General features: G+C 65.4%; 15 protein-coding genes. 3 read left to right on the top strand and 12 right to left on the bottom strand.

Annotated elements, in window-relative coordinates; translation table 11 throughout:
* Positions 1 to 81: 81 nt before the first annotated feature.
* The gene (locus tag JHD59_RS00300; protein ID WP_199152710.1) at positions 82 to 1,455 is read right to left on the bottom strand and encodes an MATE family efflux transporter; all 1,374 of its coding nucleotides are present in this window, start codon (positions 1,453 to 1,455) and stop codon (positions 82 to 84) included.
* A 107-nt stretch (positions 1,456 to 1,562) separates the two neighbouring features.
* On the opposite strand from JHD59_RS00300, the gene JHD59_RS00295 reads away from it, so the two are divergent.
* A complete protein-coding gene (locus tag JHD59_RS00295; protein ID WP_199152709.1) occupies positions 1,563 to 2,219 on the top strand; it encodes a TetR family transcriptional regulator in 657 nt (218 codons plus the stop codon).
* Here JHD59_RS00295 and JHD59_RS00290 read toward each other — a convergent pair.
* The 11 genes from JHD59_RS00290 to JHD59_RS00240 all read right to left on the bottom strand — a co-directional run bounded on the left by JHD59_RS00290 (position 2,173) and on the right by JHD59_RS00240 (position 14,787).
* On the bottom strand, positions 2,173 to 3,264 hold the full coding sequence (locus tag JHD59_RS00290) for an ABC transporter permease (RefSeq protein ID WP_199152708.1): 1,092 nt from the start codon (positions 3,262 to 3,264) through the stop codon (positions 2,173 to 2,175). The genes JHD59_RS00295 and JHD59_RS00290 overlap by 47 nt on opposite strands.
* Positions 3,265 to 3,268: 4 nt before the next feature.
* Positions 3,269 to 4,381 (bottom strand): ABC transporter permease, encoded by a 1,113-nt coding sequence (locus JHD59_RS00285; protein ID WP_199152707.1) that lies wholly within the window; start codon positions 4,379 to 4,381, stop codon positions 3,269 to 3,271.
* Positions 4,378 to 6,096: an ATP-binding cassette domain-containing protein gene (locus JHD59_RS00280; protein ID WP_233163813.1), complete on the bottom strand. Its 1,719-nt coding sequence runs from the start codon at positions 6,094 to 6,096 to the stop codon at positions 4,378 to 4,380. Before JHD59_RS00280 ends, JHD59_RS00285 begins: the two co-directional genes overlap by 4 nt.
* Complete coding sequence (hlyD, locus tag JHD59_RS00275; protein ID WP_199152706.1) at positions 6,093 to 7,076, bottom strand: secretion protein HlyD; 984 nt, start codon at positions 7,074 to 7,076, stop codon at positions 6,093 to 6,095. Before hlyD ends, JHD59_RS00280 begins: the two co-directional genes overlap by 4 nt.
* A gap of 2 nt (positions 7,077 to 7,078) precedes the next feature.
* Positions 7,079 to 7,723 (bottom strand): TetR/AcrR family transcriptional regulator, encoded by a 645-nt coding sequence (locus JHD59_RS00270; protein WP_199152705.1) that lies wholly within the window; start codon positions 7,721 to 7,723, stop codon positions 7,079 to 7,081.
* Positions 7,724 to 7,814: 91 nt separating this feature from the next.
* Positions 7,815 to 8,315 carry a metal-dependent hydrolase gene (locus tag JHD59_RS00265; protein WP_071110524.1) on the bottom strand — a complete coding sequence of 167 codons (501 nt, stop codon included), beginning with the start codon at positions 8,313 to 8,315 and terminating at the stop codon, positions 7,815 to 7,817.
* 314 nt (positions 8,316 to 8,629) lie between these two features.
* Positions 8,630 to 10,264 (bottom strand): methyl-accepting chemotaxis protein, encoded by a 1,635-nt coding sequence (locus JHD59_RS00260; protein WP_103320481.1) that lies wholly within the window; start codon positions 10,262 to 10,264, stop codon positions 8,630 to 8,632.
* Between the two features lie 194 nt (positions 10,265 to 10,458).
* A complete protein-coding gene (locus tag JHD59_RS00255) occupies positions 10,459 to 11,046 on the bottom strand; it encodes a HupE/UreJ family protein (protein WP_199152704.1) in 588 nt (195 codons plus the stop codon).
* Between the two features lie 36 nt (positions 11,047 to 11,082).
* Positions 11,083 to 12,069: a GTP 3',8-cyclase MoaA gene (gene moaA, locus JHD59_RS00250; RefSeq protein ID WP_199152703.1), complete on the bottom strand. Its 987-nt coding sequence runs from the start codon at positions 12,067 to 12,069 to the stop codon at positions 11,083 to 11,085.
* A 2-nt stretch (positions 12,070 to 12,071) separates the two neighbouring features.
* Positions 12,072 to 14,219 carry a formate dehydrogenase subunit alpha gene (gene fdhF, locus JHD59_RS00245; RefSeq protein ID WP_199152702.1) on the bottom strand — a complete coding sequence of 716 codons (2,148 nt, stop codon included), beginning with the start codon at positions 14,217 to 14,219 and terminating at the stop codon, positions 12,072 to 12,074.
* Between the two features lie 31 nt (positions 14,220 to 14,250).
* Complete coding sequence (locus tag JHD59_RS00240) at positions 14,251 to 14,787, bottom strand: 4Fe-4S dicluster domain-containing protein (RefSeq protein WP_199152701.1); 537 nt, start codon at positions 14,785 to 14,787, stop codon at positions 14,251 to 14,253.
* 287 nt (positions 14,788 to 15,074) lie between these two features.
* Here JHD59_RS00240 and JHD59_RS00235 point away from each other — a divergent pair, with 287 nt between their 5' ends.
* A complete protein-coding gene (locus JHD59_RS00235; RefSeq protein ID WP_199152700.1) occupies positions 15,075 to 15,416 on the top strand; it encodes a hydrogenase maturation nickel metallochaperone HypA in 342 nt (113 codons plus the stop codon).
* A 12-nt stretch (positions 15,417 to 15,428) separates the two neighbouring features.
* Positions 15,429 to 16,244: a hydrogenase nickel incorporation protein HypB gene (gene hypB, locus JHD59_RS00230; protein WP_199152699.1), complete on the top strand. Its 816-nt coding sequence runs from the start codon at positions 15,429 to 15,431 to the stop codon at positions 16,242 to 16,244.
* Position 16,245: the final 1 nt, after the last annotated feature.

The following is a 16,245-nucleotide window of genomic DNA, read 5'->3' as shown; positions in this document are numbered from 1 at the left end:
AGTAGATGGGGCCTTTGGTTTGCTGCCATATGCGGCAAGTCCATCAAGCCGCACAGGATTGCCGCCGATAAGCCAGCAGGCTTACGCTCCGGCCGGCATCCGCTGGCCTGCGGGCAGCAAACGGCGCAACTCGCGCCACATGATCGCCATGACCAGCACGCCCAACAGCAGGTTGACCAAGGGCATCGCCAGCCAGACGCCGTCCAGGCCCATCAGCAAGGGCAGCAGGCCCAGCGACGGCAGCAACAGAATGGTCTTGCTTATCGTGATGCCCAAGGCCAGCCGCGTCATCGCCATCGCCTGCAGGGCGGTGCATCCCACCACCACCAGACCATCCAGCGGCATGGCCAGCAGATGCAATTGCAGCGCGCGGCTGCCCGCTTCGATCAGTTCGGCGCTGCCATCGCTATACCAGCCGGCGATGGCGGCCGGAAAAGCCTGCACCGCGGCCAGCGCAGCCAGGCCAATCGCCATGCACACTTTCAAACCATGCAGCAAGGCGGCGCGAACGCGCTCCGGCTGCCCGGCGCCTGTGGCATGGCCAAGCAAAGGCTGCATGCCCACCGCCAGGCCGTGAATCACCAGCACAAACAGGGACTCGGTATAACCCGCCACCGCATAGGCCGCCACGCTAAGATCATTGCCCCATTGCAGCAGCTGATAATTATGCGCGTACAGCAGCACGGCCAGATTCAGCTCCATCAACAGGCTAGGCGCGCCCAGCGCAATCACGGGCCATAACGCCTGCCAGTCCGGAACCAACGCGCTCAGGCGCAGGCGCAATCCCGCATGGCGGGTGAAGAAATAGCCCAAGCCCAGGGCCAGCACCACGCCTTCGGCGATCAAGGTGCCGATAGCCGCGCCTGCCAGCCCCATCGCCATCAGGCCGACAAACACGTAATCCAGCAAAATGTTCAGCAAGGCGCCCAGCGTGGTCAATACCGTGGCCAGGCCAGGCCGGCCATCATTGCGCACCAGATAGGTGACGAGCATCTGCCCCATGGTCAGCACTGCGCCGCTGAGCATCCACCACAGATACGGATAAGCCTGCTCTCTCACATCTGCCTGCCCATCCGCGCGCAGCCATCCCAACAGCACATCGATATTGGGTAGGCCAAATAGCGGAATCAGCGCGCCAAACAGCGCCAGCAGCAGCAAGGCGGCCAGCAGCGCGCCGCGCGCGCCTGCCATATCGCCCGCCCCTTGGCGGATCGCGATGCGCGTGGCCACGCCCATGCTGATCATCGCGCCCAGACCCACCTGCAGCATCACCATCGGATAGACCAGATTGATCGCGGCCAGGCCATGGCTGCCGACATAGTGTCCGACAAACACGCCATCGATCACGGCGTACAGTCCGGTCACCAGCATGCCGGCAACGGAGGGGATGGCATAGCGCCAGAACAGTTTGGAGACGGGCAGCGTATCTAGATCGCGGGTATGCACGTTCGACATAACAGACAAAAAAGGTTGAGAAAACGCGATTTTATCATTTAATCAATCATGCGTGATTAATTATTTTCCGGCACAATGTCCTGCACAAAGAAAACAATGGAAACGATATGGCGCGCAAAACCAAGGAAGACTCTCAAAAAACCCGGGACGCGATCCTGGACGGCGCGGAGCGGGTGTTTCTGGCCAAAGGCATCGCCAATGCCACGATGGCGGAAATCGCAGACGCCGCCGGCGTATCGCGCGGCGCGGTGTACGGCCATTACGACAACAAGCTGCAGGTATGCCAGGCCATGATAGACCGCGCCTTCGCGCTGGACGCGCTGCGCTTTCCCGCCCAGCGCGACTCCGCCTGCGACACGCTGCTGGCCGCCGGCTGCTACTACCTGGCGCAGTTTCTGGAGCCGGGCTCGCCGCAGCGAGTCAGCCAGATTCTCTACCTGAAGTGCGAGCAAATTGAAGAGAACCGCAGCGTGCTGCGGCGGCGCGAGATGGCGGACCGGCTCACCATGCACTACACGCGGCGGCAACTGCGCCGCGCCATCGCCCAGGGCGAACTGCCCGCGGCGCTGGATGTGGGACTGACCGCGGAGTATCTGGTTTATCTGTTCACCGGCTTATATGAGTTGCTGGAAAACGGCCCGACCACGCTGCCGCGCTGCGAACGCATCCTGCGCGGCGCGCTGGAAGGACTGCCGCACGCCGCCAGCCTCAGAGCGCCTATTCCACATGACGGCGGAAGCACCACAACGCCAGGCTCAGTGTGACCAGCGCGATCAGCCATAGCGGCAGCAGCCAAGGCCAGGCGTCGGCAAAGCCGTACCCCTTCAAGAATGCCCCTTTGAGAATGGGAATGAAGTAGCTGAGGGGGTTGATCCGCGCCAGCCATTGCAGCGCTTCGGGCATGTTTTCGATCGGCGAGACATAGCCGGACAGGATGACCGCCGGCACCATGAACGAGAACACGCCCAGAAAAGCCTGCTGCTGGGTGCGGGACAGGGAAGAGATGAACAGGCCGACGCCGGCCAGCGCCAGGCCATAGCTTGCCATGCTGAGCAGCAGCAAGGCCACCGAGCCGTCGAACGGCACGCGGTACACCCATACCGCCGCCAGCGCGATCAAACCGCCTTGCAGCAGCGCCACCAGAATGCCGGGCACCGCCTTGCCAGCCATGATGTAGGCCGGCGTCAGCGGCGATACCAATAGCTGGTCGAAGGTGCCCTCCTCGCGCTCGCGCGCCACCGACAGGGCGGTCACGATCAAGCAGCCTATGGTGGTGATGATGGCCACCAGACTGGGCAGCACATGCCATTGATATTCCAGATTGGGATTGTAGAGATTGCGCACCGCCACCTGCGGCATGGGACCGTCGCGCTCGGCCTGATAGGCTGCCACGACTTGGCCAATATAAGCGCTGGCGATCTGCCCGCTGTTGGAGCGCCGTCCATCGACGATCACCTGCAGCGGCGCGCTCCGCCCAGACGCCAGGGCACGAGAGAAATCCTGCGGAAACACCACCGCCAGCAGCGCGCACTGCCGGTCTATGCAATCGCGCAGCTCAGGCAGGCTATGCACCGGCACCACATGATCGAAGGTGGCGCTGACGGCCAGCCGCTTCACCAACTCCTGCGATGCCGCGCCGGCATCCTGGTTGTATACCGCCAGGCTGGCATGCTTGACCTCCAGCGTGGCGGCAAACGGAAACACCACCAGCTGCAATAGCACCGGCACCACCAGCAACAGCCGTCCCTGGCGATTGCCCATGATGGTCTGCAATTCCTTGACGATCAGCCACAGCAAGCGTTGCCACATGGTATCAATCCAGAGTTCGTCTAGTCTTGCGCACGGTCTGCCCCAGCCAGAACGCGCCCAGCGCGATCAGGCTGGCGGCGTTGAACCACAGCAGCGACGGGATCACGCCGGCCTGGAACAGCGTCTGCAACGTGCTGGCGAAATAGCGCGCGGGCAGGATGCGGGTCAGCCACTGCAAGGGCAGCGGCATGCTGGAAATCTCGAACACAAAGCCGGACAACATCAGCGCCGGCAAATAGCCGGCGGTCAGCGCCGCCTGCGCCGCGTCAAACTGGGTGCGCATCACCGTGGACAGGAACAATCCCATCCCCAGCGCATTGGCCAGGAACAAGGAGGACATCAGCCACAGCAGCCACAGCGGCCCGCGGAACGGCACCTGCATGACAAACACCGCCACCAACAGGCACAACAGCATGGCGGCGATGCCCAGCACGTAATACGGCAAGATCTTGGACAATAACAGCTCGGCCCGGCTGACCGGCGTGGACAGCAGCGCCTCCATGGTGCCGCGTTCCCATTCGCGCGCCACCACCAGCGACGACAACAGCGCGCCGACAATGGTCATGACGATGGCGATGGTGCCGGGCACCAGAAAGTTGGGACTCTCCGCGCTGGGGTTGAACCAGACGCGCTGCTCAACCTCGATGGCCGGCGGCGGCGCCTGCCCATGCTCGTCCGCTTCCGCCTGCTGCCACTGCAGCCAGGCGCCCTGCGCATAAGCGGCGACGAAATTGGCGGTATTGGGCTCGGCGCCGTCCGTCAGCAGCTGTATCGTGCCGCTGCGCCGCTGCCAATTGCGCGAAAAATCGTTGGCGATGATCACCGCGCCGCGTATCTTGCCGTGGGCCAGCATTTCATCGAGCTCCGCGCGCGACTTGACCGGCTTCACCTCGAACGACGGCGTGGCATGGAAAGTAGCCGCCAGACTTTGCGCGGCGGCGCCGCCATCCTGGCTCAGCAGGCCCAGGCGGATATGGGCCGAATCCAGATTCACCGCGTAACCCAGGATGAACAGCAAGGCCACCGGCAGGATGAAGGCGATCAGGATGCTGCTCGGATCGCGCACGATCTGGAAGCTCTCCTTGCGGCACAAGGCCCATAGTCTGCGCCAGTTCATCGATCCGCCTCCTCCACCAACTGGATGAACGCATCTTCCATCGTCGGATTGGGCCTGGCCGAACTGGCGACGCTGGCCTTCAGCGCATCCGGCGTATCCAGCGCCAGCAGCTTGCCGCGATACACCAGGGCGATGCGGTCGCAATACTCCGCCTCGTCCATGAAGTGGGTGGTCACCAGCACGGTGACGCCCTTCTCCGCCAGGCCGTTGATATGCGTCCAGAATTCGCGCCGCGTCACCGGGTCCACGCCTGAGGTCGGCTCGTCGAGAAACAACAAGGGCGGCTCATGCATCACCGCGCAGGCCAGCGCCAGCCGCTGCTTGAAACCCAAGGGCAGCGTGGCGGCCACCTCGTCCATATACGGCCCCAGGCCGAACACCTGCTCCATTTGCCCGACTTTCTCCTTCTGCGCCTTGCCGGACAAGCCATAGACGCCGGAGAAGAACATCAGATTGCGCCGCACCGTCAACTGGGCATACAGCGAAAACTTCTGCGCCATATAGCCCAGCTGCTGCCGCGCGGCGGTCGGGCTGGTTTTCAAATCCAGCCCCATCACCAGCGCCTGCCCGGCGCTGGGTTTGAGCAGGCCGCACTCCATCTTGAAGGTGGTGGACTTGCCGGCGCCATTCGGCCCCAGCAGGCCGAATACCTCGCCGCGCCGCACGGCGAAGCTGACATCATCCGTGGCGTAGAAATCGCCAAAACGCTTGGTCAGCCCCCGCGCCTCGATCACGGACTCCTCATGATGGACGGGCACTGGCGGCATCACCTCGGCCAGCACCGAATCGCCGCCCGGTCCGCCGCCCAGCAGGCTGATGAAAGCATCTTCCAGCCGCGGCGGCGCGGGCTGCAGCGCGGCGTCCGGACCGGCATCGGCCAGTCGCAAATCCGGCCAGCGTTTTTCATCGCGCAGCAACAGGCGCAAACCGCTGCCCTGTATCGTGCCGTCCATCAGCTCAGGCTGGCGCAACAGGCGCTGCAGCAGCTGGCGGCGGCTGCCGGCGATGCAGGACAAGCGAAGGCAGCGCCCGGCCAGCGGCCGCGTCAGCTCGGCCGGCGGGCCGCCGGCGCGGATGCGGCCTTGGTCCATCAGATAGACCACGTCGCAAGCCTCCGCCTCGTCCAGATACGCGGTGCTCAACAGTATGGTGATGCCTTCGGCCGACAGCGCGCGGATCAGCTTCCATAGTTCGCGGCGCGAGATCGGATCCACGCCGACGCCCGGCTCGTCCAGCAGCAGCACCCTGGGCTTGCCCAGCAGCGAGCAGGCCAGGCCCAGCTTCTGCTTCATGCCGCCGGACAGCTTGCCGGCGTAGCGACCGGTGAATGGCGCCAGGTCGGTCAACGCCAGCAGGCGCTGGAATTCCCCGCCCTTGTCCTGGACGCCCACCTCGCGCAATTCGGCGTACAAGTCCAGGTTTTCCTGCACCGTCAGGTCTTCGTACAAGCCGAATTTCTGCGGCATATAACCGATGTTGCGCCGCAAGGCATCGGCGTCGGCTTGCGGGTCAAGCCCCGCTATCCGGGCCGACCCGCCGCTGGGCGACAGCAAACCGGCCAGCATGCGCAAGAGCGTGGTCTTGCCCGCGCCGTCCGGCCCCACCAGCCCGGCGATGCAGCCCGCAGGAATCTCCAGATCCACCTCCGCCACCGCGTCCATGCTGGCGCCGGGGAAGCGCTTGGCCAGCTTTTCGGCGCGGATGGCGGCGCTCATGACTCCAGCCTCACCGTCACGGGCATGCCCTGGTTCAGGCCGGCGTCGGCGTCGCTCACCACCACGCGGATGCGATAGACCAAGGCCGTGCGCAAATCGACGGTTTCAACCGACTTGGGGGTGAACTCGGCGGTCGGCGAAACAAAGCCGACCACACCGTGATAGCGCTTGTCCGGGTGGCTGTCGCTGGCAATCGTCACCTTGGTGCCTGAAGAAAAACGGCCCAGCTGGCTTTCCGTTACATAGGCGCGCACCCACACCGGCTGGCGCAGCGACAGATTGAACGCCGGCGCGCCTGCCTGCACCAGGCTGCCGACCTCCACCGCCCGCGTCAGAATGATGCCGGCGCTGGGCGATTGCAGATTGGCGTCCCGCAAGGCCAGCCGGGCGGCGGCCAGATCGGCGCGCGCCTGTTTCAGCTGGGCGTCGGACTCGGCGATTTCCTCCGGCCGATAACCGTTTGCCAGCAGCTTCCACTGCTGCTGAGCCGCATCGCGCTGGGCCAGCGCCTGATCGCGCTGCGAGCGGGCGGTTTCCAGTTGCTGTTGGCTGCTCGCGCCATCCGGCGTCAGCCGGTTTTGCCGCCGATATTCGCTTTCCGCCTGGACCAGCGCCGCCTTGGCCGCCTCCAGCTTGGCCCGCGCCTGTTCGATGTCCTCGCTGCGGTTGCCCTTGTGGATCAGCGCGTTGCGCGCCGCCAGGGCCGCCTCGTTGGCGATGGCCGCGTTCAGGCTGTTGCGCAGCGGTTCTGCATCCAAGCGGGCCAGCATCTGCCCCGGCTGCACTTGGTCGCCCTCGTCCACCAGCACGCTGGCCAGACGGCCGGACACCCGGAACGACAACGTCACGTCGCGGATATCCACATTGCCGTACAGAGTGGACTGGCGCGCCGCCTCCGCCGCGCGTTGGTAGAGATAGTAGGCGGTTCCGCCCGCCGCCAGCAGCAATAAGACCAAGGCCGCAATCCAACGCTTGCGCATGGTTACTCTCCCATTTTGGTAATGCCGGCCAGCGCCCAGGCCAGGCGTTGCCGCGCCGCCGGAATATCCGCCATCCAGCGCTGGAGCTGCCTCGCCTGCTGCGGCAGCCAATCGCTGGCGGCCAGCGGCCCCCGCGCCAACAGCAAGGGCAGCCCGATGGCCGAGACCAAATAGCACAGCAGTTGCGGCGGCGGCGCGTCTACCAGGCGCCCCTGGCGCTGGGCCCGAGCCAGCAATACCAGCAGCAAACGCATATGGCGCGACGGCAGCCGCAGCAAAAACGCTTGCGCCGCCGGCTCGCCGGCCAGAGCGTCCGCCGCCAGATGGCTGGCGAAACCGGCATGTTCCGCCGCCAGCTGCAGCAGCTGTTCGATGACTTCCCGCAAGCGCGCCAGCGCATCGCCCGGCTGCCGCAGACGGGCCGCCTGGCGCAACTGCCGGTAGATAGGCGCGTACCACAGCTCAACCAGTTCGGTGACAAAGCGTTCGCGGTTGCCGAAGTGATAAACGAAGCTGCCTGGATTCACTCCAGCGGCGGCGGCCACCTCGCGCACCACCAGGCCGCGCAGGCCTGTGCGCCGCACCATGTCCAGCCCTTGGCTCAGCAGGCGCTGCCGGGTATCGCCGGATTTTTTCGAGGCATCCATGGCTGATTTATACGACTGTATAAATCAGTCCGCAATCGAATCTACTCAATATGCTTAGAAAAATCGACACCATCTGCGCAGACGCAACAACTCAGAAGGTTTTGCTCATCAGAAAGCCGGCGCCAAACCACAGGCCAACCGTCATCAGCGGTTCGGCCATCTTGGGGCCCAGCAACATCAGCGGCGCGCGGAAACGCACCCGCACCGGCCACAATAGCGGAATGCCCGCCGGAGTCAGCCAGTCCCCTACCAGATGCGAGGCGTAACCGACGCACAGGCCCAGCACCAGAGGCATGGCGTGACCCAGCCGGACACCCCACTCGTGCAGGCAGGCCGCGCTGGCGTAGAACACGCCCGCCACGGCCAGCAGGCTGTGGGTGATGCCGCGATGGCCAAACAGATAGGCCACCGGGCGGGAGAGGAAGGGAATGCGCCGGCCCAGCCAGCTCTTGGGATGATCGATATCCGGCAGCAGCGAACCCGCCAGGCCGCCGGCCAGCAGCAATGCCGCCATCAGCGGCGGCGCATGCAAGACCAGCGCGGCGGCCACCGCGCAGAACGCGCCAAACGCGACATGCGTGGCCACCATCATGCGGCTACCCAGCCGCTTTCTTTCATTGCCATTTCCATACTGCCCCTGCGGCATGTTGACATCACTTGCTACCGACCGCACATGCCGCCATCGCATCACCTGGCCCATCGCCTTGCGCGACGAGCGGGCGCCATGCTACTGCCGTCCGGCTGCAGATGCAAAAAAACTTGCCGAATACCCTTTTAAAAACCTCATCCTATGCAAATGGCTTCGATGGCGGCAGCTGACAAGCGTCACGCCAGCTTCGAAAAAACAAAAACCGGATGGCTGACACCACCCGGCTTGATTGGACTGCGCTGCAGAATTTGGACGCGCTACACCTGGAATTGCGCAACAGACGAACGCAGGCTGCCCGTCACCTCCTCGATGCGCAAAATGCTTTCCGAGGCCTGGGTGGCCGCCACGGCGTTGCCGGACGCCACCTGGGCGATCTTCTCCACATGCCGCGCGATGTCCTGGCTGGCCGTGCCCTGCTCCTGCAGCGCGTGCGAGATGTCGTTGACCACCTGCACCACCTGGCTGGCGCTGCCGTGTATGCGCTGGATCAGCTCGCCGCCCTGCTCCGCCAGTTCCAGCCCGGTGCGGACCCGCGCCACCGTCTCGCTCATATTCTGCCGCGACAGGTCGGAACTGGCCTGAATTTCGCTGATCATCTCCGCGGTTTGTTCCGTGGCCTTGGCCGTGCGCTCGGACAGCTTGCGCACCTCGTCCGCCACCACCGCGAAGCCGCGGCCGGTCTCGCCAGCCCGCGCCGCCTCGATAGCGGCGTTCAGCGCCAGCAGATTGGTCTGATCGGCGATGTCCTTGATCACCTGCATGATGCTGGAAATGGTGGACGTCTTGCTGGCCAGCTCGGCGATGGCGGCTTCCGTCATGTCCACGGTCTCGCTGATGCCCTGCATCTCCGCCACGGCCTTGGCGATCACCTCGCTGCCGGAGGCGGACAGCTGGCCGGAACCCTGCGACACGGTGCGCGCGTCCACCGCATGCTGGGCGATGTGGTTGATGCTGACGGTCAGCTGCTCCACCGACGCCGCCATGGCCGCCGCGCCCTCGCTCTGTCCCTGCGAATTGTCCGCCACCATGCGGGCGCCGCCCACCACGTCGGCGTTCAGGCGGCCCAGCTCATCGGCGTCGCGCATGATCTCGCCGACCAGCCGCCGCAGCTGCCCCTGCATCTCGCGGATATTCGACAGCAAACTGTCGCGATCGCCCTCCGCCAGCGTGATCTCGCGGTCCAGCTTGCCGGCGGCGATCTCGCGCACGATGGCGGCGGCTTCGGACGGCTCCGCGCCGAGTTCGCGCATCACGCTGCGATACACCCACCAGCCCAGCGACAGGCTCACTACCATAAACAGCAAGACCTGCCCGCCCACGCTCAAGAGCTGGCTCAACAGCACCGCGTTGACATCATCCAGATACAAACCGGTGCCGATGATCCAGCCCCAGCGCGGCGTGGCCTGGAAGTAAGCCATTTTCGGCTGCGGCTGGGCCGCGCCGGGCTTGGCCCACACATACTGGACATAGCCCTTGCTGCCGCCGTCCCGCAAAGCCTGCTCGAACAGCGCGCCGATATCGGCCCCGGCCCCGTCCTTGACGCCGTGCATATTGCGGCCTACCAGCTTGGGATTCATGCCATGGGCCAGCCATTTCAGGTCCTTGTCCAGCGCGAAGAAATACTCGTTGCCGTCAAACCGCAGGCGCGTCAGCTCCTGCAGCGCCAGGCGCTGCGCCTCCGCCTCGGGCACCAGGCCTGCGGCCGCTTGCGCCTCATGCCGCGCCACCAGACTGTTCACGGTCTCCACCTGGCTGCGCAGCAAATCGCGCCGATCAGACAGCATTTGCTGGCGCAACGCGTTCATCAGCAAAGCGCCCAGGATGCACACCAGCACGATGGCGCCTATGGTCTGCAGCAACAAGCGTCTTTTCAGGGAAATGGTTCTCGCCATTGCTCCGTCCGGTTTGTAAGAAAAACAGAACAATAACCCAGTCAATTATTCAATTTCAATATTTACTGCCGATTTCTTGATTATTGTCATTTACCTTTTGCAGACCACGCCCGCCTCTTTGCCTCAACGCGGCAAATGAAATGCCGCCCGCCTTCATGGCGGACGGCATGATGGCATGCCTCAATCGCCTCGAACTACAGCACCCCGGCCAGATACCCCGCCCCCAGCAAGGCGATGCCGCCGCCCAGCACTCGGGCGTACCAGGCGCTGCGCTCCTTGAAGAACGCGCCTATGGCCATGCCGGCGATGTGCAGGATCATGGTGCCCAGCGCCATGCCGCTCAGCGCGGCCACGGCTTGGGCCGCCGGCAGCTCGCTGCCGTGGGCGATGCCATGAAACAGCGCGAACAGCCCCACTACGGCGAGCCCCCAGGGCAAGGCCAGCCGCACGCGGGCGCATACCAAGAGGCCCAGCACCAGCAAGGAAGCCGCGATCATCGGCTCCACCACCGGCACGGCCGCGCCGGTAAAGCCGATCAGCCCGCCCACCAGCAACAGCCCGGCGAAGGCAAACGGCATCGCCCATACCTGGCGCGTGGCCAGCACGCTCCAGATGCCCACCGCCAGCATGGCGGCGAAGTGGTCCAGCCCGGTGAACGGGTGGACAAAACCCATGAAGAAGGCCGTGCCGTGGTGGATGCCGGCATCGTTGCCGATGTGCGCCAGCGCCAGGCCCGGCAGCAAGGCCATCAGGGGGAGCGATATCCAGATGCGTGTTTTCATTTTCGTTTCCTCAGGTCAGTCAATTTCATTGTTCGCTCAGCCGCCGGTGTGCGACATGAAGCGCAGCACCCGACTGGGCGCGGCTTCAAAATCATGGCCCCAGGGCTTGCGCGCCACCGCCCGCCGGATGGCGGATGACAGCGCCTCGTCGCCGGCGCCGCCGCGCAACAGCGGCCGCAATTCCAGCTTATGCTCCTGGCCCAGACATAGATAAAGCGTGCCGTCCACCGTCAGCCGCACGCGGTTGCAGGTGGCGCAGAAGTGCTGGGACAGCGGCGTGATGAAACCCACCTGCCCGCGCCCGTCGGCGGTTTGCCAGTAGCGGGCGGGGCCGCCGCCCAGCTCGGCGGCGCAGGGTTGCAGCTTGAATCGCCGCGCCAAGCGCGCTCTCACCGTGTCCAGCGGCAGATAGGCGGCGGCGCGGCCGGCCTCGCCCATGGGCATGGCTTCGATCAGGCGCAGAATGAAGCCATGCTCGAAACAAAACGCCGCCATGGATTCGATCTCCCCGTCGTTGACGCCGCGCAGCGCCACCATATTCAGCTTGATCGGGGCCAGTCCGGCCGCCTTGGCCGCCATCAGGCCGGCCAGCGTGGCGTCCAGGCTGTCGCGGCCGCACAGCTCGCTGACGCATTCGCGCCGCAGCGAATCCAGGCTGACGTTGACGCGGGCCAGGCCGGCCGCCTTCAGCGCCGCGGCATGCCGGGCCAAGCGCGTGGCATTGGTGGATAGCGACAAGTCGCGCACGCCGTGCGCGGCGGCCAAGTCCGCCACCAGATCGACGATGCCGGCGCGCAGCAGCGGCTCGCCGCCGGTCAGCCGCACCCGGCCCACGCCCATGGCGGCGAACAGGCTCACGACGCGGCGGATTTCGGCAAAGCTCAGCCAGTCGGCGCGCTCGGCGTAGGACGCGTCGCCCGCCGGCCGGCAATAGCGGCAGCGCAAATCGCAGCGATCGGTCACCGACAGGCGCAGATAGTCGATGCGCCTGCCGTGGCGGTCGGTCAGCGGCAGCCTGTCCATGCTCAATCAGCCAGCGCGGCCTTGCGCAGGTCCGCCTTGAGCCGCGCGTAGACGCCGCGCGCGTGGTTTTCGGCCCAGGCCTGGTCGGCGATCGGCTCCACGCGCACCGTGCAGTACTTCAGCTCCGGCGTCTTGGAGATCGGGTCAAGGTGGTCCACCGTCAGCTCGTTGCAAGCGCCTATCCACCACTGGTAAGTCATGTACACTGCGCCGGCGTTGACGCGCGGATTGTGGTTGGCGCGCGTGATCACCTTGCCGCGGCGCGACGCTACCCAAACCAGCGACTGGTCGGCGATGCCGAACTTCTTGGCGTCATCCGGATGGATTTGTACAAAGCCCGGCTCGTCGGCCAGCGTCTGCAAGGCCGTGCAGTTGCCGGTCATGGAGCGGCAGGAGTAATGGCCTACCTCGCGCACCGTGCACAAGCCCAGCGGGTAGTCGGCGTCCACCGTTTCCAGCGGCGGGCGCCACTCGGTGGCGAACAGCCTGGCCTTGCCGCTGGGCGTGTCGAACTGAAAACCCTCGTATAGCCACGGCGTGCCGGGGTGGTCTTCGCTTGGGCACGGCCACTGCACATAGCCCAGGCCGGCCATCTTGTCGTAGCTGGCGCCGGCGTACAGATGGCACAGGCCGCGCAGCTCGTCCCAGATTTGCTGGGCGTTGTCATAGTGCATGGGGTAGCCCATGGCCGTGGCGATCAGGCTGTAGATTTCCCAGTCGTCCTTGACGTCGGCCGGCGGCTCAATGGCCTTGTAGCAGCGCTGGAAGCCGCGGTCGGCGCTGGAGAACACGTTTTCATGTTCGCCCCAGGAAGTAGCGGGCAAAATCACGTCGGCAGCCATGGCCGTTTTGGTCATGAAGATGTCCTGCACGATGATCAGGTCCAGCTTCTCGAAGGCGCGCCGCATCATGCCTAGGTCCGGCTCGGTCTGCAACGGGTCTTCGCCAAAGATGTAATAAGCCTTGAGCGTGCCCGCCTCGATGCGATGCGCCACCTCGGTGATGCTGCAGCCCTTCTCGGCCGGCAGGCTGTCCACACCCCAAGCCTGTGCAAAGCGGGCGCGAGCCTCGGCGTCGCTGACGTCGTAATAGCCCGGCAGGGTGTTCGGCAGCGCGCCCATGTCGCAGGCGCCCTGGACGTTGTTCTGGCCGCGCACCGGACCAACGCCGACATGCGGCCGCCCCAGGTTGCCGGTGAGGGTGGCGAGGCTGGACAAACCCTTGACCACATCCACCGCCTGGCCCCACTGGGTCACGCCCATGCCCCACAGAATGGTGGCGCTGGGCGCGGCGGCGTACATGCGGATGGCCTGGCGGATCAGATCGGCCGGCAGGCCGGTGATCTCGGCCGCGTACTCAGGCGTGTACTTGGCCACGGCGGCCTTGTATTCTTCGAAGCCCTCGGCGTGTTCGGCGACGAAATCCGGCTGGTACAAGCCCTCGCTGATCAGCACATTGGCGAAGGCGTTGACCAGCGCCATGTTCGAGCCGTTCTTCAATTGCAGATGCAGATCGGCCACGCGCGCGGTTTCGATGTAGCGCGGGTCGCAGACGATGATCTTGGCGCCCTTCTGTTTGGCCTTGAGGATGCGGCGGGCGACGATGGGGTGGGAATCGGCCGCGTTGTAGCCGAACACCAGGATGCAATCCGTGTCCTCGATCTCGCAGATCGAGTTGCTCATCGCGCCGTTGCCCAGCGTGGCCATCAGGCCGGCCACCGATGGCCCGTGGCAGACGCGGGCGCAGCAGTCGATGTTGTTGGTGCCGATCACCGCGCGGGCGAACTTCTGCGCGATGTAATTCGATTCATTGCCGGTGCCGCGCGAGGAGCCGGTGCACATGATGGCGTCCGGGCCGTGCTCGCGCTTGATCTGGCCAAGCTTGCCTGCCACGAAGGCCACCGCCTCGTCCCAGCTCACGCGCTCGAACTCGCCGCCGCGCTGGCGCCGTATCATCGGATGGCGCAAGCGCGGGGTCAGCAGCTTGGTGTCGTTGAGGAAGTCCCAGCCGTAATAGCCCTTCAGGCACAGCTCGCCTTGATTGGTCACGCCGTCCGCGCCTTCCGCGCCGACGATCTTGCCGTTTTCCACCAGCAGATTGAGCTTGCAGCCCGAACCGCAGTACGGGCAAACCGAAATTACCTTTTCCATTTTCCGTGTCCTTTTCCCGGATGGCGATGCGTCAAAGCGGCAGCGCCGGCGTGTCCAGCGCGGCCTGTTGGCGGCGTTTTTGCAAAGCGGCCTCCAGCGCCTGTGGCTCCACCATGCGCAGCGCCTTGGTGGGACAGGTGGCGATGCAGGCCGGGCCGCCGGCTTTGCCCGCGCACAAGTCGCACTTCAGCGCCTTGGCCTTGATCTGCCGCGTGGCAAAGCTGCCCGGCTCCGGCCGCTGCGGCACGGTCACCACCTGTATCGCGCCGTAAGGACAGGCCACCATGCAGGTCTTGCAGCCCACGCAGCGCTCCTGCAGCACCTGCACGCTGCTGCCGGCGTAGACGATGGCCCCGCTGGGGCAGGCATTCAGGCAGGGCGCGTCGTCGCACTGCCGGCACAGCACCGGCGTGCTGATGCGCGCGCTCTTGATCACCGTCAGCCGGGGATGGAAGGTGTCCGGCGACAATGGATCGCCGGGACTCAGCGGATGGGCCAGCGCGCACGCTACCTCGCAGGTGCGGCAGCCGATGCAGTTTTGGGGTTCAGCGATGATGAACCGATTCATGTTCAGCCTCCTCAAGCGGCGGCAGCCGCCCGAACGTCGATTGCAAGCGTTGCGAATTCACGCTCATGACGTTGCATAAGCCATGCCAGCCACGCGCCAAGGCGGCCCATCCCATGCAACGCCCTGTTTCTGAAAAGAATTGCTGTCCGCGCTGCCTTGCCTTCTGTGTCGAAGATCGCCGGCCCTAAGCCGGCATCGTCAGAAGTGACGACGTCTCGACACTGCCGCGCCGCCGCGGCGACGCCCCGCCGCGATGCCGCCGGACCGCCCCATTCAGGAGAAAAACCTTGCACGAACTGACACTTGCGGAACACGTAGTCCACATCGTGGAGGACGCCGCGCGCCGCGCCGGCGCCCGCCGCGTCACCCGCGTCCGGCTGGCATTGGGTTTGCTAGCTCATGTGGAGACAGACACCCTGCTCTACTGCTGCCAGCTGGCGGCGCGCGACAGCCTGGCGGCCGACGCCGACTTCCAGGCCGAGCGCAGTCCGGCCCAGGCCCATTGCGCAGATTGCGGCGCCGACGCCGAGCTTGCCGCGCTGCCGGCGCGCTGCCCGCGATGCGGCGGCGAGAATCTGAGCTTGCAAGGCGGCGAGGAGATGCGGGTGATCGATATCGGAATCAGCTAGGAGGCAAGCATCATGTGCACCACTTGCGGCTGCGGCCACGGACAGGTCCGCATCAATGGCAAACGCAGTCATGGCCATGGCGCGCCCAGAAACGGCTACCGGCTGGCCGGCCAGGCCCACGGCCCGCTGGACGCCGTCCACGCGCCGGACACGCCGGCTGAACGCATCATCGCCATCGAACGGGACATCCTGTCCGACAACGACGCGCGCGCCGCGCGCAACCGCCGGCTGCTGGCGGAGCGCGGCATCTTCGCGCTGAATCTGGTGTCCAGCCCAGGCTCCGGCAAAACCAGCCTGCTGGTGGACACCCTGCGCCGCTGGGCAGGCCGCGCGCCGGTGGCCGTAGTGGAAGGCGATCAGCAAACGGCCAACGACGCCGAGCGCATCCGCGCCACCGGCGCGCCGGCCGTGCAGATCAACACCGGCAAGGGCTGCCACCTGGACGCCCGCATGGTAGCGGAGGCGCTGGACAGCCTGGAACAGGCGCAGGCGATGCCGGATGGCGGCCTGCTGCTGATAGAAAACGTCGGCAATCTGGTATGCCCGGCCGCCTTCGACCTGGGAGAGGCGCACAAGGTGGCGATTCTTTCCGTGACCGAGGGCGAGGACAAGCCGCTGAAATATCCGGACATGTTCCGCGCGGCGGACCTCTTGATCATCAGCAAGACCGACCTGCTGCCGCATGTCGACTTCGACATAGCCGCCGCCATCCGCATGGCGCGCCAGGTGCGCCCCGGCCTGCCGGTGATCCGGCTGTCCATCAAAACCGGCGAAGGCCGCGATGCGTGGCTGGACTGGCTGACCGCCGGCTGCGGCAAGGGAGGCTGAG

The organism is Chromobacterium sp. ASV23, from assembly GCF_016428945.1.
In the GTDB taxonomy this organism is placed as follows: Bacteria; Pseudomonadota; Gammaproteobacteria; order Burkholderiales; family Chromobacteriaceae; genus Chromobacterium; species Chromobacterium sinusclupearum.
Note: the sequence above shows the minus strand (reverse complement) of the source record. Positions and strands in the feature narration are given on the sequence as shown.

What these genes read in the sequence shown, in the direction of transcription:
- JHD59_RS00290 (WP_199152708.1), bottom strand. Translation starts at nt 3,264, where the DNA reads ATGTGGCAACGCTTGCTGTGGCTGATCGTCAAGGAATTGCAGACCATC.
- JHD59_RS00260 (WP_103320481.1), bottom strand. Translation starts at nt 10,264, where the DNA reads ATGGCGAGAACCATTTCCCTGAAAAGACGCTTGTTGCTGCAGACCATA.
- hlyD (WP_199152706.1), bottom strand. Translation starts at nt 7,076, where the DNA reads ATGCGCAAGCGTTGGATTGCGGCCTTGGTCTTATTGCTGCTGGCGGCG.
- JHD59_RS00255 (WP_199152704.1), bottom strand. Translation starts at nt 11,046, where the DNA reads ATGAAAACACGCATCTGGATATCGCTCCCCCTGATGGCCTTGCTGCCG.
- JHD59_RS00300 (WP_199152710.1), bottom strand. Translation starts at nt 1,455, where the DNA reads ATGTCGAACGTGCATACCCGCGATCTAGATACGCTGCCCGTCTCCAAA.
- hypB (WP_199152699.1), top strand. Translation starts at nt 15,429, where the DNA reads ATGTGCACCACTTGCGGCTGCGGCCACGGACAGGTCCGCATCAATGGC.
- JHD59_RS00285 (WP_199152707.1), bottom strand. Translation starts at nt 4,381, where the DNA reads ATGAACTGGCGCAGACTATGGGCCTTGTGCCGCAAGGAGAGCTTCCAG.
- JHD59_RS00280 (WP_233163813.1), bottom strand. Translation starts at nt 6,096, where the DNA reads ATGAGCGCCGCCATCCGCGCCGAAAAGCTGGCCAAGCGCTTCCCCGGC.
- moaA (WP_199152703.1), bottom strand. Translation starts at nt 12,069, where the DNA reads ATGGACAGGCTGCCGCTGACCGACCGCCACGGCAGGCGCATCGACTAT.
- JHD59_RS00265 (WP_071110524.1), bottom strand. Translation starts at nt 8,315, where the DNA reads ATGATGGTGGCCACGCATGTCGCGTTTGGCGCGTTCTGCGCGGTGGCC.
- JHD59_RS00295 (WP_199152709.1), top strand. Translation starts at nt 1,563, where the DNA reads ATGGCGCGCAAAACCAAGGAAGACTCTCAAAAAACCCGGGACGCGATC.
- fdhF (WP_199152702.1), bottom strand. Translation starts at nt 14,219, where the DNA reads ATGGAAAAGGTAATTTCGGTTTGCCCGTACTGCGGTTCGGGCTGCAAG.
- JHD59_RS00240 (WP_199152701.1), bottom strand. Translation starts at nt 14,787, where the DNA reads ATGAATCGGTTCATCATCGCTGAACCCCAAAACTGCATCGGCTGCCGC.
- JHD59_RS00270 (WP_199152705.1), bottom strand. Translation starts at nt 7,723, where the DNA reads ATGGATGCCTCGAAAAAATCCGGCGATACCCGGCAGCGCCTGCTGAGC.